This is a genomic window from Kitasatospora sp. NPDC004240, from assembly GCF_053603215.1.
Genome location: NZ_JBSGFD010000209.1, coordinates 1 through 13,541, shown reverse-complemented (window position 1 = coordinate 13,541; position 13,541 = coordinate 1). Strand labels below are relative to the sequence as shown.

10 protein-coding genes and 1 riboswitch are annotated in these 13,541 nt (G+C 75.3%); of the genes, 5 read left to right on the top strand and 5 right to left on the bottom strand.

The genetic code is table 11. The features are described 5' to 3' along the window. Positions 1 to 190: 190 nt before the first annotated feature. Positions 191 to 2,446 carry an MMPL family transporter gene (locus tag ACWEQL_RS35385; protein ID WP_452154493.1) on the bottom strand — a complete coding sequence of 752 codons (2,256 nt, stop codon included), beginning with the start codon at positions 2,444 to 2,446 and terminating at the stop codon, positions 191 to 193. A gap of 128 nt (positions 2,447 to 2,574) precedes the next feature. Between ACWEQL_RS35385 and ACWEQL_RS35380 the strand changes: the two genes are divergently transcribed. The 5 genes from ACWEQL_RS35380 (at position 2,575) to ACWEQL_RS35360 (ending at position 9,423) form a co-directional block, all read left to right on the top strand. Continuing rightward, positions 2,575 to 3,261 (top strand): TetR/AcrR family transcriptional regulator, encoded by a 687-nt coding sequence (locus ACWEQL_RS35380; protein WP_452154492.1) that lies wholly within the window; start codon positions 2,575 to 2,577, stop codon positions 3,259 to 3,261. Between the two features lie 638 nt (positions 3,262 to 3,899). After that, positions 3,900 to 6,545 (top strand): SpoIIE family protein phosphatase, encoded by a 2,646-nt coding sequence (locus ACWEQL_RS35375; protein WP_452154494.1) that lies wholly within the window; start codon positions 3,900 to 3,902, stop codon positions 6,543 to 6,545. 104 nt (positions 6,546 to 6,649) lie between these two features. Then, entirely contained in the window at positions 6,650 to 7,276 is a 627-nt protein-coding gene (locus ACWEQL_RS35370; RefSeq protein WP_452154491.1) for a class I SAM-dependent methyltransferase, read from the top strand. A 106-nt stretch (positions 7,277 to 7,382) separates the two neighbouring features. After that, positions 7,383 to 7,525, top strand: a riboswitch (SAM riboswitch). 198 nt (positions 7,526 to 7,723) lie between these two features. Continuing rightward, positions 7,724 to 8,437, top strand: coding sequence for an IclR family transcriptional regulator (locus tag ACWEQL_RS35365; protein ID WP_452154490.1), 714 nt, complete (start codon positions 7,724 to 7,726; stop codon positions 8,435 to 8,437). 143 nt (positions 8,438 to 8,580) lie between these two features. Beyond that, entirely contained in the window at positions 8,581 to 9,423 is an 843-nt protein-coding gene (locus tag ACWEQL_RS35360; RefSeq protein WP_452154489.1) for a hypothetical protein, read from the top strand. Positions 9,424 to 9,463: 40 nt separating this feature from the next. Here ACWEQL_RS35360 and ACWEQL_RS35355 read toward each other — a convergent pair whose 3' ends face one another. The 4 genes from ACWEQL_RS35355 to ACWEQL_RS35340 all read right to left on the bottom strand — a co-directional run bounded on the left by ACWEQL_RS35355 (position 9,464) and on the right by ACWEQL_RS35340 (position 13,039). Next, a complete protein-coding gene (locus ACWEQL_RS35355; protein ID WP_452154488.1) occupies positions 9,464 to 10,183 on the bottom strand; it encodes a helix-turn-helix transcriptional regulator in 720 nt (239 codons plus the stop codon). A 16-nt stretch (positions 10,184 to 10,199) separates the two neighbouring features. After that, the gene (locus ACWEQL_RS35350) at positions 10,200 to 11,132 is read right to left on the bottom strand and encodes an alpha/beta hydrolase (RefSeq protein WP_452154487.1); all 933 of its coding nucleotides are present in this window, start codon (positions 11,130 to 11,132) and stop codon (positions 10,200 to 10,202) included. Between the two features lie 70 nt (positions 11,133 to 11,202). Next, on the bottom strand, positions 11,203 to 12,135 hold the full coding sequence (locus ACWEQL_RS35345; protein WP_452154486.1) for an AMP-binding protein: 933 nt from the start codon (positions 12,133 to 12,135) through the stop codon (positions 11,203 to 11,205). Positions 12,136 to 12,259: 124 nt separating this feature from the next. Next, entirely contained in the window at positions 12,260 to 13,039 is a 780-nt protein-coding gene (locus ACWEQL_RS35340) for a hypothetical protein (RefSeq protein ID WP_452154485.1), read from the bottom strand. Positions 13,040 to 13,541 lie beyond the last annotated feature (502 nt).

Sequence of the window (13,541 nt, the reverse complement as noted above, 5' to 3'; positions counted from 1 at the left end):
GCGCCGATGGTACTGCAGGGGGGACCCTGTGGGAGAGTAGGACGCCGCCGAACAATCATTCAGAGCAACCCCGCCCGGGGCACCCGGGCGGGGTTGCTCGCATTTCCCGGGAAAACCACGGGAAAACCGGAGGGCCTCCGGCCCTGCCCGACCGCTCGCGCGACGAGCAGGGCCGGAGGCCCGTACCCGGTTAGCCGACCACCGCGGGGGTGCGGGGCGCCGGGGCGGTGGCCGTCGGCCGGTAGAACTCGGTGTGCCCCTCGACGTGGAGATGCGGCAGCCGGCGGTCCAGCCAGGACGGCAGCCACCAGTTGCCGCGCCCGAGGAGGTGCATCATGGCCGGTACCAGCAGCAGCCGGACCAGTGTGGCGTCGATCAGGATGGCCGACCCCATGCCGACCCCGATCACCTTGATGGGCAGGTCGGGGGACGGGACGAAGGCCGCGAACACGGCGACCATGATGGCCGCCGCCGCGGTGATCACCCGGGCGGTGCCCGCCAGCCCGCTGACGATGGACTCCGCGTTGTCGCCCGAGCGCAGCCAGGCCTCACGCATCCGACTGACCAGGAACACCTCGTAGTCCATCGAGAGGCCGAACAGGACGGCGAAGGTCAGCACGGGGACGAAGGCGGGCAGCGGGGTGGGATTGTCGATGCCGATCAGCCGGCCGGCGGTGCCGCCCTGCAGGACGAGGGCGACCACGCCGTACGCGGCCCCGACCGAGAGCAGGTTCATCACGGCGGCCTTGAGTGCGACGGCCAGACTGCGGAAGGCCACGAGCAGCAGGAGCATCGACACCGTGACCACGCCGCCGACGAGCAGCGGGATGCGGCGGGCGATGTTGTCGGTGCTGTCGATCGCGCTGGCGGTCGTCCCGCCGACGTGTACCTGGACGCCGGGGCCGGTGGCGGCGGGGATGACGTGCTCGCGGAGGTCGCGGACCAGGGCCTTGGTCGCCGTGCTCTGCGGACCGCTGTCCGGAATGACGGTCAGCAGCAGCGAGCGGCCGTCGGAGCCGGGCACCGGAGGGGTGACGGCCGAGACGCCGGGCGCCGCCCGCAGCGCGGTGGGCAAGATGGTCGCCACGTCGGCGGGGGCACCCGCGGACAGTTCGGCGACCAGGACCAGCGGCCCGTTGCTGCCCGGCCCGAACCCGGTGGCCACCGCGTCGTACGCCATGCGGTTGGAGCGCCCGGCGGGGTCGTTGCCCGCGTCGGGGAAGCCGAATCGCACGCCGAGGAACGGCGCCGCCAGGGCCAGCAGCACGACGACCCCGGTGACGGCGCCGAGGACGCGGTGGCGCTCGACCAGCCTGCTCCAGCGCAGCCAGCCGGCGGACACCGTGTCCTCGGCATGCGCGACGCGGCGCCGGGGCAGCGGCAGCCGCAGGCGCTCGATGTGCCGTCCGAGGTAGCCGAGCAGGGCGGGGAAGAGGGTGGCGGACGCGGCGATCACGACGAGCACGGAGAGGATGGCCGAGACCGCGGCGCCGCGCATGAACGACAGGCCCATCGCGAACAGCCCGAGCATGCTGACCACCACGGTCAGCCCGGCGACCACGACCGCGCGGCCGGCGGTGTCCAGTGCGGCGACCGTGGCGGCCTCGGGCGCCAGTCCCTCGGCGCGCCATTCGCGGAACCGGGTGACCAGGAGCAGCGCGTAGTCGATGCCGACGCCGATGCCGAGCATCGCGGCGAGCGAGGTCGACCAGTCCGGTACCGGCATGACCGCGGCGAGGACCGGCAGCAGGGTGGCGCTCACCGCGAGGCCGCCGAGCGCGGTGAGCAGCGGCAGGCCGGCGGCCACGACCGAGCCGAACGTGATCACCAGGATCAGGGTGGCGGCCGCCAGGCCGATGCCCTCCGAGCCGATCGCGCCCTGCTCGGCCTGCTGGACCGCCATGCCCCCGAGGTGCACGCGCAGTCCGCCGTCGGCCGGACGGGCGAGGTCGAGCAGCCGTTGGGTGTCCGCCTTGGGCATGTCGGGAGCGTTGGCGACGTCGAGGTGGATCTGTCCCAGGGCGGTGCGGCCGTCGGCCGACACCTTGCCGCGCGGACCGTACGGGTCGTCGATGCCGCTGACGTGCGGCACCTCGGCCATCTCGGCGAGCAGGCTCTTGGCCCGGTCGCGGGTGGCGGTGTCGGTCACGCCGCCGTCGGAGGTCAGCACCAGGCTGATCGTCTCGCCGCCCAGCCCGGGGAAGTCCCGTGCCAGCAGTTGCTGGGCCTGCTTGGAGTCCGAGCCGGGCGCGGTGTAGTCCGCGCTGTACTTCGCGCCGAGGCCGGCCGAGAGGCCGAGGGCCACGCCGGCGGCGAGCAGCCACAGCAGGACCGTGCGGCCCCGGTTCCGAAAGCTCCAGCCGGCTATGCGGCCGAGCGGGCCGGGTCTGTGCGGCCCGGCGTCCCCGGCGGCGATCCGCCGATCGCCGCGCACTCCCTGGGACATGAGGTCCTCCGTACGTCGTGAGGGGCTTCGCCCCGGCGAAGCGTTATGCTTCGTAACTCTTTTTATGGAGCGTAACGTTCCCTTCGATGGGTACGGCTTGTCAATGTCGTGACTGCCGCACGGAGCCGATGGAGATCGCAATGACGGGTGGGTCGAACGAGGTGGGTGCAGGACTGAGCCGTCGTGAGCGGGCGCGGGCCGCCACCGTGGAGGAGATCAAGCAGGCGGCCCTGGACCTGATCGCCGAGCACGGCAGCGCGAACCTGCGCTTCACCGACATCGCCCGGCGCCTGGGGATGACCCCGCCCGCGTTGTACCGCTACTTCACCGACCGGGACGAGCTGCTGACCGCGCTGGTCGCCGACTCGTACGACAGCCTGTCGGGCGCGCTGACGGCGACCCGGGACACCGTGTCGCCGGACGATCTGGACGGTCGCTTCCTGTCCACCTGCGCGGGCTACCGCACGTGGGCGCAGCGGAATCCGGAGCGCTTCGCCCTCATCTTCGGATCCCCGGTGCCCGGGTACGCGGCCCCGCCGGAGGGCCCGACCGTGGCGGCCGGCCGGCGGGCGATGGAGCACCTGGTCGAGCTCGTCGCGGACACGGCCGAGCGCGGCCGGCTCGGCAGCCCGCCGGTGCCCGACGCCGAGGAGGCGATGCTGCTGGCCTGGGCCACCGTGCACGGCTTCGTCACCCTTGAGGCGTACGGTCACTTCGACGCCCTCGACCAGGAGGCGCGGGACCGCCTCTTCACCGTTCAGGCGCGCGTCGCCGCGCGCACCGCGGGCCTGGCGCCGCCCGCGGACCGGCCGTGACCGGGCGGCCGGCCGGCGGGTGAGGGAGGCCCGCCGTCCGGCTCGACGCGATCCACGACGACGCCCCGCGGGAAGCGCCGCGAAGCCTCCGGGAGCGGCGGCTGGCGGATGCCGCCGGATTCCCCCGAACGGCGGGTGCGTGCCGCGCCGGATACCCGTCTCCCGGTCAGTAGCCTGCGGAGCCGACCCGACGCCTACCGGAACGAGCCCCATGGCGCCCCGCCGCCCGCCCTGCCGTACGGCCCTGCGGGCCGGGCCCGCGTCGGCGTGAGCGCCTCCGGGTTGCGCGGCGGCCGCGCCCGGATCCGGGACGTGACCGTCGGTGCGGCCGCGTACTCCGGCCGCTGCGGGTGGCAGGCGAGCCTGCCCGGGGTGGTCGGACGGGCCTCCACCGGGAGGTGAGGGCGGAACCCCTGGTGATCGGAGGGTGAACGGGGGCGCACCGGCCGTGGTGCCCGTGCTGCCCGGGCCGGGGGCGGGACCATGGGGGTATGGGCAGAGACACAGGCTCCTCTTCGTGGTCGCACCTGCGTCGATGGGGCCGCCGCCGCGGGCGGCGGCCCCCGACCCCGGCCCGGGGGGAGCCGTCGGCGCCGCCCCTGCGGTCGGTGCTGAACATCCACAGCGTCGCCGGTCAGATGTTCGTCCTGCAGGTGGTGATCGTGCTGCTGCTCGTGGTGGCGGCGGTCGTGGCGCTGCTGATCCAGTCCCGCAGCGATCGGTACGCCGCGGCACGTGACCGCTCGCTCGCCGCGGCCGAGGCCTTCGCCCACAGCCCCGGGCTGGTGGAGACGATGCGGGGCCCGGATCCCAGCTCGGTGCTCCAGCCGCTGACCGAGGCGGCCCGCAAGGACGCCAACGTCGACTTCATCGTGGTGACCGACCGCGACGGCATCCGCTACACCCACCCCCAGCCGGAGCAGATCGGCAAGACGTTCGTCGGCACCATCGGGCCGTCGTTGGAGGGCAAGGTCACCGTCGAGCAGGTGAACGGCCCGCTCGGCGAGGAGTACCAGGTGGTGGTGCCGGTCGAGGACGCCCAGGGCCAGGTCGTGGGCATCGTGTCGTCCGGGATGAAGGTCGCGAACGTGAGCAGCGCGTTCGACCGCCAGCTGCCGGTGGTCCTGGGCGCCGGCGCCGTCGCGCTCGGCCTGGCCACGACCGGTACGGCGCTGGTGGGCAGACGTCTCCTGCGGCAGACCCACGGCCTGGGGCCGGAGGAGATGACCCGGATGTACGAGCACCACGACGCGGTGCTGCACGCGGTCCGCGAGGGCGTGGCCATCGTCGGCGGCGACGGCCGGGTCCTGCTCGCCAACGACGAGGCGCGCCGACTGCTCGACCTGCCCCCGGACGCCGAGGGGCGCCCGGTCACCGAGCTGGGCCTGGCCCCCGCCACGACCGAGCTGCTGGTCTCCGGCCGCGCGGTCACCGATGAGGTGCTCCCCGTCGGAGACCTGCTGCTGGCCGTCAACAACCGCCCCACCGACAGCGCGGGAGGCCCCCCGGGCAGTGTCACCACCCTGCGCGACTCCACCGAGCTGCTCGCCCTCGCGGGCAAGGCGGAGGTCGCCCGCGGCCGGCTGAGACTGCTGTACGACGCGAGCGTCGCCATCGGCACCACCCTGGACGTCCGGCGCACCGCGGAGGAGCTCGCCGGGATGGCCTCCCGGGACTTCTGCGACTACGCCACGGTCGACCTCGCCGAGGAGGTCCTGCGGGGCGAGGAGCCGCCGACCCTGGCGGCCGGCGCCCCGGTGGAGCTGGAGCGGGTGGCGGTCACCGGCCCGCGGGCGGATTCGCCGCTCTACCCGCCGGGGGAACTGGTCAGGTGGGCCGGGAGGACCCCGCAGGCGGCGGGCTTCGCGACCGGGCACTCCGCGCTCGTACCCGAGGTGGCGACCGACGCCGGGTGGCGGACGCAGGACGCCGAGCGGACGCAGGCGGTGGTGGAGTTCGGACTGGCGTCGCTGATCGCCGTCCCGCTGACCGCGCGGGGCGTGCTGATGGGCGTCGCCTGCTTCTGGCGCAGCCGGGACCGGGGCCCGTTCGAGGAGGACGACCTGTCGCTGGCCGAGGAGCTGGCCGCCCGGGCCGCCGTGTCCATCGACAACGCCCGCCGCTTCACGCGCGAGCACACGATGGCCGTCACCCTGCAGCACAGCCTGTTGCCGCGCGCGTTGCCCGAGCAGAGCGCCCTCGACATCGCCTACCGCTACCTGCCGGCGCAGGCGGGCGTCGGCGGTGACTGGTTCGACGTGATCCCGCTGCCGGGCACCCGGGTGGCCCTCGTCGTCGGCGACGTGGTCGGCCACGGCCTGCACGCGGCCGCGACCATGGGCCGGCTGCGCACCGCGGTCCAGAACTTCTCCTCGCTCGACCTGCCGCCGGACGAGCTCCTCGGGCACCTGGACGAACTGGTCACCCACATCGACCAGGAGACGGCCGCGGTCGACGGGACGCCCGCGATCACCGGCGCCACCTGCCTCTACGCCATCTACGACCCCACCGCCGCCACCTGCGTCATGGCCCGGGCGGGGCATCCGCCGCCGGCCGTCGTCCAACCGGACGGCGCGGCCGGGTTCCTCGACCTCCCGGCCGGTCCGCCGCTCGGCCTGGGCGGCATGCCCTTCGAGGCCGCGGAGGTGCGGCTGCCGCCGGGCAGCAGCCTGGTCCTCTACACCGACGGCCTCGTCGAGGACCGCACCCGCGACATCGGCATCGGCCTGGACGTGCTCTCCGCCTCCCTGGCCCACCCCGGCCGGTCGCCCCAGGAGGTCTGCGAGGCCGTGCTAGGCACCCTGCTGCCCGCCCGCCAGACCGATGACATCGCCCTCCTCGTCGCCCGTACCCGCGTGCTGGCGCCCGACCGGACCGCGGAGTGGGAGGTGGCCCCGACGCCCGCGGCCGTGGCGCAGGCCCGTGCTCAGGCCACCCGGCAGCTCGCCGAGTGGGGCCTGGAGGAGGCGGGCTTCGTCACCGAGCTGGTGCTCAGCGAGCTGGTGACCAACGCGATCCGCTACGCGAGCGGTCCGATCACGGTGCGGATGCTGTACGACCGCACGCTGATCTGCGAGGTCTCGGACACCAGCAGCACCGCCCCGCACCTGCGCTACGCGGTCGCCGACGACGAGGGCGGCCGCGGGCTGTTCCTGGTCGCCCGGCTCGCCGAACGCTGGGGCGTCCGCTACACCCCCACAGGCAAGATCATCTGGGCCGAGCAGTTCCTGCAGCCGGAGGTCCCGATGGCCTGGCCCCTCGACGAATGGCCGGACATCGAGTAGCCGGACATCGAGCCGCCGGCGACCGGGGGCGGGAGATCGGGTGGCGGGAGACAGGAGGGTCGTCGGGGCCGGTGCCAGACTGGCCCTGAGGGCTGGAGGTCGTGATGGGGTTCTACGCCGATCAGGTCGTGCCGCGGATCGTCAACGTCGCCTGCGGGACGAAGGAGGCCGCGCACCTGCGACGGAGGGTCTGCGAGGGCCTGGAGGGCGATGTCCTGGAGATCGGGTTCGGCTCGGGGCTGAACGTCCCGTTCTATCCCGCGGCCGTGACCCGGGTGACCGCGGTGGACCCCTCCGAGGTGGGCTGGCGACTGGCGGCCGAACGGGTGGCGGCGACCCCGGTGCGGGTGGAGCGCGGGGGCCTGGACGGTCAGGTGCTGCCGTTCCCGGACCACAGTTTCGACGCGGCGCTGTCGACCTGGACGCTGTGCACCGTCCCGGACGCCGGGGCGGCGCTGCGTGAGGTGCGGCGCGTCCTGCGGCCCGGCGGGACGCTGCACTTCGTCGAGCACGGCCTGGCCCCGGAGGGCGACGAGGCCGTACGGCGCTGGCAGCGACGGCTCGACCCGCTGGAGCAGCGGCTCCTCGGCGGCTGCCACCTGACCCGGCCGGTCGCCGAGATGCTGACCGGGGCGGGCTTCGTCATCACCGATCTCGACGTGTTCTACGAGAAGGGCGCCCCGAAGGCGCTGGGGGCCGACTCCCTGGGAGTCGCCGTCTCACCCGCCTGAACGGTCCCGGGTGACGGGCGTGGCGGCGGCCGGACGGGCGCGGCGTCCGGTGTGAGAACCGGGGAGGTTTGGCGGGCCGCCGGGGGAATCTTGTATGGTTCCTCGCGAATCATCCAGAGGGGTGGAGGGACCGGCCCTACGAAGCCCCGGCAACTCCCCGATCGACCCGGCGTCCGAAGTACGCGCCGTGCCGGCCGGGGGCAGTGCCAACTCCGGCCTGTCGCCACTGTGGCGCGGGAAAGATGAGGAGACACGGTGCTCTCTGTGCTGTCCTTCGCCCGGGCGCTTCCCGCCCCGGCCCTTCCGCGTACTCGTCTCGTGCCCGGCGCAGGCAATCGGCCGACTTCCCCGGCCCGTCCTCGCTGACCATCCCCCCGCTCCCGATGCGGAGCCTCCGTGGGCGAAGCCGTCGCGCTGCTCACGGGATTTGAGACGGAGTACCCATCCATGGACAACACGAGCGGCGTCGGCGTGCTCGACAAGATCACCTCGATCCTCGGCACCCTGGAGGCCGGTCCCACCACCCTGGCCGGCCTCGTGGCCGCCACCGGTCTGCCCCGGCCCACCGCGCACCGGCTCGCCGTCGCGCTCGAACAGCACCGGCTGGTCACCAGGGACGTCGAGGGCCGGTTCGTCCTCGGCCCCCGGCTCGGGGAGCTCTCGGCGGCCGCGGGCGAGGACCGGCTGCTGGCGGCGGCCGGTTCGGTCCTCACCCATCTGCGCGACCTCACCGGGGAGAGCGCCCAGCTCTACCGCCGGCAGGGCGAGATCCGGATCTGCGTGGCCGCGGCCGAGCGGCTCTCCGGCCTGCGCGACACCGTTCCCGTGGGGGTCACCCTGCCCATGAAGGTCGGCGCCGCCGCGCAGGTCCTGCTCGCCTGGGAGGAGCCCGAGCGCCTCCACCGCGGCCTGCAGGGCGCCCGCTTCACCGCCACCGCCCTGAGCGGCGTACGGCGCCGGGGCTGGGCGCAGTCCATCGGTGAGCGCGAGCTCGGGGTCGCGTCCGTCTCGGCCCCCGTCCGCGGCCCGGCCAACCGGGTGGTGGCCGCGGTCACGGTCTCCGGCCCGATCGAACGGCTCACCCGCCACCCCGGCGCCCGCCTCTCCCAGGCCGTGGTGGCGGCGGCCGACCGCCTGACCGAGGCCCTGCGCCAGACCTGACCGGCCCGCGGGCCGGGTGCCCCGTGGGCCGGGCCTCGGGGCACCCGGCCGGGTGCGGTACGCCGAGGCGGGGGTGCACGGTTCCGTCCCGCCCGCGGCGTTTCGCCCGGCCGGCGGGTGGGCGGGACGTCTAGTCTCGGGCCGTGGGACAGCCCGAGCAGCGCGCCGAAGGCGCGGGACCGTTCACCACCCGGCTCACCTGGCGCCCGCCCGGCGGGGGGACCGCCGTGTGGGAGTCCCGGCTCGCCCGGCGGCGCGGACTCATCGCGGTCCACCCGCCCGGTGCGCGCACCGGCCACCACGCCAGCGCCGACGAGGTCGCCCTGCGCCGGCTGCGCCGGCTCAACGCCGTCGCCGCCACCGCGTTCATCATCGGCGGCGCCCTCTTCGCGGCCGGCGCCGGCGTCGCCCAGTTCGGTTCCGGCGACGCCACCACCTGCGCCTCCATCTACTTCGCCGGCGGCCTCTTCTTCAACACCGGCGGGTACGTCTCGCTGCTCCAGGTGATCAACGCGCCCCGCCACGTGCCCGGCGGTGAGGGCCGGCTGGTCACCCACCGCTGGCGCTGGTGGAGCTACGAACCGAAGCGGGTGGACTGGCTGAGCGCGTCCGTCCTGTTCGCCGGCACCCTGGTCTTCGCCGTCAACCTGCTCGACTCGTTCCTGCAGGGGCTGAGCGTCCAGCAGGTCAACCGGCTGATCTGGGCCCCCGACGTCATCGGCTGCGTGCTCTTCCTGATCTCCGGCCACCTCGCCTTCGTCGAGATCTGCCACGGCCGGCCCTGCTTTTGCCGCCGAAGCCTCGGCTGGTGGATCGTGGCCGTGAACCAGCTCGGCTCGGTCCTCTTCATGATCTCGGCCCTCGCGGCCTTCACCCGGCCCAGCACCGGCAGCCTCGTCAACGCCGACATCGCCAACTGGGGCACCCTCACCGGCGCCCTCTGCTTCTCGCTCGGCGGGGTGCTCCAGCACTTCGAGCGTCCTTGACATCATCCCCGGGCGTGTTCCCGAAGGGGCGGACGGGGCCTCAGGGTGGCGGGGCGAGCGGGGTCAGGGCGCCGGGGCGGGTGGCGTCGGCCGCGGCGGAACCGTGGAGGAGGGTCGGCAGGTCGCGGGGCGGGGCCGGTTCGGTGGTGGGGGTGGCCGCGGTGACGCGGTCGAGACGGAAGCCCCGGCCGGCCCGGCGGGTGCGGCACCAGGCGATGAGGTACCAGCGGCCGTCGGCGGTGAGCAGCCCGGCCGGTTCGACCTCGCGGTGGCTCTCCCGGCCGTCCGCGTCGACGTAGGACAGCCGCAGCACGGTGCCGTCGGTGAGGGCCTGTTCCACGGCGGCCCGGACCGGGGCCGGGGTGCGGGCGGGCAGGGCGACGATCCGTGCGGCGAGGTGCCGGGCGGTCGTGGAGGCGGGGCCGGTCATCGAGGCGGCGATCTTCTGGGAGGCCGTACGGGCCGCGCCGGCGTAGGGGGCGGAGCCGTCGGCCGCGGCGAGAGCGGCGACCAGGGCCGAGGCCTCCTCGGGGGTGAGGCGGATCGGGGGAAGGGTCATCGCGGGGTCGATCGACCAGCCGCCGCCCCGCCCGGAGGTGGCGCGGACGGGGACGCCGGCCTCCATCAGGGCCTGGAGGTCGCGCTGCACCGTGCGGGTGCTGACCTCGAAGCGGGCGGCGAGCGCCGCGACCGTCCGGGGTCGCGGCGCCGCGGCGCGCAGTTCCTCCACCAGTGCGTACAGTCGGGGCGTGCGGTTCACGGAGGCGACGCTACCGTCACGCGTCGGCCAGGAAGTCCCGCTCACGCCGCTGTTCGCGTTCGGTGACGGTCAGCGGGAACAGGGTGAAGCCGTGCATCGCGCCGGCGACGACGCCCAGGTGGGCGGGTGCGCCGGCGGCCCGCCACCGGGCGGCCAGGAAGAGCGAGTCGTCCAGCAGCGGATCCTCGGTACCGACGACGATCCGGGCCGGCGGCAGGCCGGCCAGGTCGGCGAACAGCGGGGAGAGCTCCGGGTCGCGGCGCCGCTCGGGCGTGGTGCCGGGGCTGAGGAGCTCGTAACTGCCCCGCAGCGTCTCGGTGTCGCTCAGCAGCCTGCGGGAGCCGAATGATCGCTGGCTCGGCGTCATCGACAGGTCGTACGGGCCGAAGAGCAGGTTGGCCGCGCGGAAGGCACCGGTGATGCGGTGCCGGTCGCGCAGCCGCAGCAGGGTCAGGACGCTCAGGTGGGCGCCGGCCGATTCGCCGCCGATCGTCAACCGCCGGGTGCCGAACTCGGCCGCGGCGTTGTCCACCAGCCACCGGGCGGCCGCCTCGCAGTCGTCCGGTCCGGCGGGGAACGGGTGTTCCGGTGCCAGGCGGTACTCCACGCTCAGCACGGCCAGCCGGGCCCGTACGGCGAGCCACCACAGCCGCTCGTCCTGGCCGTCCGCGGAGCCGAACGACCAGCCGCCGCCGTGGATGTGCAGGTGGACGCCCTCGACGCGGTCGGGTACGAAGGCCCGGACCCGTACCCCGCCGGGGAGGACGCGGTCCCGGCCCTGCGGCAGCCGCACCGGCGGGGTGTCGGCCCCGAGCCCGTTGCGGCGCAGCCGCGCCAGCACGTCGGGGTCGGGAGTGCGGGAGCGGGTCGGCCGGCTCGCGGCGGTGGCCTCGAAGTGCTCGTTGAACGCCAGGGTCTCGGCGAGGCAGTCCTCATCGGTGATCGTCATGCGTCGACGGTCGCAGCCGTCCGCGACAGCGGCCTGTCACCCTTTGCCGGTGGATCCGCGGTGAACCGGGTCACATCCCGGTCGCGCACCCCGCGCCCGGCGTACGGGCCGCGGGCGACCAGGGGTTGGGGCCGTGCCGCAGCTGCCAGGGGGAGGACGGCTCGTCCCGCTGCCAGTACCAGTGGTGGGGGGCGGGGGCGTCGGTGAGGCCGGGAAGCGGTGCGGCGAGGCGCAGTTCGGGCGCGGGGGAGTGCGACAGGACTTCGTGCAGGGCGTCGGGGTGGGCGTGGAGCACGGTCACCCGGTAGGTCAGGAGGGTCTCCCGGAGCCGGTCCGGGTCGCCGGCGAGGGCGGGGTCCGCGCAGAGCACCTGGGCGGCTCCGAGGGCGAGCGGGCCGGTGACGGCCAGCGGGTGGCGCACCAGCCGGTCCAGGTCGGTGGCGAACCAGTGGACGTCGGCGGGGCCGCGCAGGCCCAGCCGCAGGGCGGCCGCGTGCTCCTCCGTGCCGGGGCCGGCGGGGCGCGGGCGCTCCCGCCCGGCCGGCGCCACGGCGAGGGCCCGGTGCCACCAGGACCAGCCGTCACCCGGCCTGCGGACGGGCCCGCCGCCGTCCGTCCGCACCACCAGGACCGGCGGCGACGCGGGGGAGGCGTCGGGCACCTGGTCCTCGGTGGTCACCAGCAGACGGACGCGCCGCAGGCGTCTGCGGGCGAGCTCGTCGGCGGGGTCGTGGTACGGCGTCGCGGACGGGCCGATCGTGGTCGCGACGGCGCCGATCCGGGCGCAGGCCAGCAGGGCGACCACGGCCTCGGGGATCAGCGGCAGCCGCAGGGCGACCCGGTCGCCGGGGCGTACGCCGAGCCGGCGCAGGGCGGCGGTGGCCCGGTCGAGCCGTTCGGCGAGGTCGCGCCGGGTGACGGCCCGTCCGCCGCCGGCGGGGTCGACGGCGTACAGCGCCACCGGGTCGTCGGAGGCGGCCGGGGGCGGGCTGGTGAGGAACACGGGGGCTCCGATCGGTCGTGGGTGGGCGAAGGTGGGGCGGGTGGGCGTCCGCGGGGCGTGCCGTGCGGTCGCGGGTGGGAGGACCCGGGTGGGCGATCCCGGGTGGGCGGTCACGGCTGGGAGGTCAGCCGACGGCGGGGGCGGTCATCCCCTGGGGGGTCCACCACGCGGCGCGCGAGGAGCAGTCACCGACCGGCAGGGGCGCCCCGGCGCCGTGGTCGAGCAGGCAGCCGGTGCCGTCCTGGGTCCTGATCCGCAGGCAGTCGGCGGTGGCGGAGCCGTCCACCGGCGTGGCGAGCGGCTGCGGCCGGCGGTCGGTGAGCTGCCAGCGCTGGGCCGCGGCGTCGGCGCCGCCCGCGGGGGCCTCGTCCCGGAGGGCGGCGGTGCCGGTGCGCTCCGCGGTGAGCAGCCGGGGCACGGGGGCGCCGCTGGAGAGCAGGGACTGGAGCACCAGGCCGCCGTCCGGCTCGGTCCACACCAGCCACTCCTCCCCGTTGGCGCCGGTGGGCGCCGTACTGCCGACGGGGGCACCGTCGGGTGCGTCGGTCGGCGGGGCGTTCAGGACGGCCAGGCGCCGTCCGGAGTCGCAGGAGCTCAGTGTGCCCAGACCGGCGTAGACGGGGGTGCGCGGGCCGTCGGGCCCGAACACCGGGACGCCGGTCGGCGCGGTGGCCGGATCGCCGAGGCCGCCCGGGAGCACTCCGCTCCTGGCGCTCGGGGCGGCGCCCGCCGTGGTCGGGGTGCCGTTCGCCGGCCGTGCGGAGGTGGCGGGGCCGCCCTCGCCGCATCCGCCGATCAGGAGGAGGCCGGCGGCCGCGAGGACGGCCAGCGGCCGGCTCGGCGAGGGGCCGTCGGTGACCGCCCGCCCGGCCCGTTCAGTCGTCGTCGTCCTGCGGTGCGTCATCCGACGTTCCCCTTCCTCGCCCTCCCCCGGTGAACGGCCTGCGCACCGGGAGGTGACGGGTGCGGCCGCTCGGCGGGGCGTGTCGTACGGCCCCGTCGGCGGTCACGCTAGGAGTGGACGGCCCGGCGGCGGATGACGGTCGGGACCGAAGGGTTTGGCCGGGTGACGGTGTTTCGGCCCGCGATCCGGCGCGGGCGGCCCGCGGCCGGTCGTCCGTCCGGGACCGAAGGCCGGGGCCCGCGGTGCGGCGCCGCGGCGGCCCGTGGCCGGTGGTTCGTCCGGGACCGAAAGGTTAGGGCCCGGATACCGAGAGGTCTGCCCGATCCGGGCCCGGCGGCGTCCGGCGGCCGCGATGATCGAGGGGTGGCACCGGGAGGACGTCTCCCGCACGGAACAGTGAGAACAGCATGAGGAGTGCGCGTTGAGCAACGAGAGCCTGGCCAACCTGCTCAAGGAGGAGCGGCGCTTCGCCCCGCCGGCAGAGCTCGCCGCAGCCGCCAAC

Bases quoted from the DNA above. Each gene is read 5' to 3' on its own strand.
- ACWEQL_RS35350 (WP_452154487.1), bottom strand. From the start codon at position 11,132: ATGACGATCACCGATGAGGACTGCCTCGCCGAGACCCTGGCGTTCAAC.
- ACWEQL_RS35375 (WP_452154494.1), top strand. From the start codon at position 3,900: ATGTTCGTCCTGCAGGTGGTGATCGTGCTGCTGCTCGTGGTGGCGGCG.
- ACWEQL_RS35370 (WP_452154491.1), top strand. From the start codon at position 6,650: ATGGGGTTCTACGCCGATCAGGTCGTGCCGCGGATCGTCAACGTCGCC.
- ACWEQL_RS35385 (WP_452154493.1), bottom strand. From the start codon at position 2,446: ATGTCCCAGGGAGTGCGCGGCGATCGGCGGATCGCCGCCGGGGACGCC.
- ACWEQL_RS35380 (WP_452154492.1), top strand. From the start codon at position 2,575: ATGGAGATCGCAATGACGGGTGGGTCGAACGAGGTGGGTGCAGGACTG.
- ACWEQL_RS35340 (WP_452154485.1), bottom strand. From the start codon at position 13,039: ATGACGCACCGCAGGACGACGACGACTGAACGGGCCGGGCGGGCGGTC.
- ACWEQL_RS35365 (WP_452154490.1), top strand. From the start codon at position 7,724: ATGGACAACACGAGCGGCGTCGGCGTGCTCGACAAGATCACCTCGATC.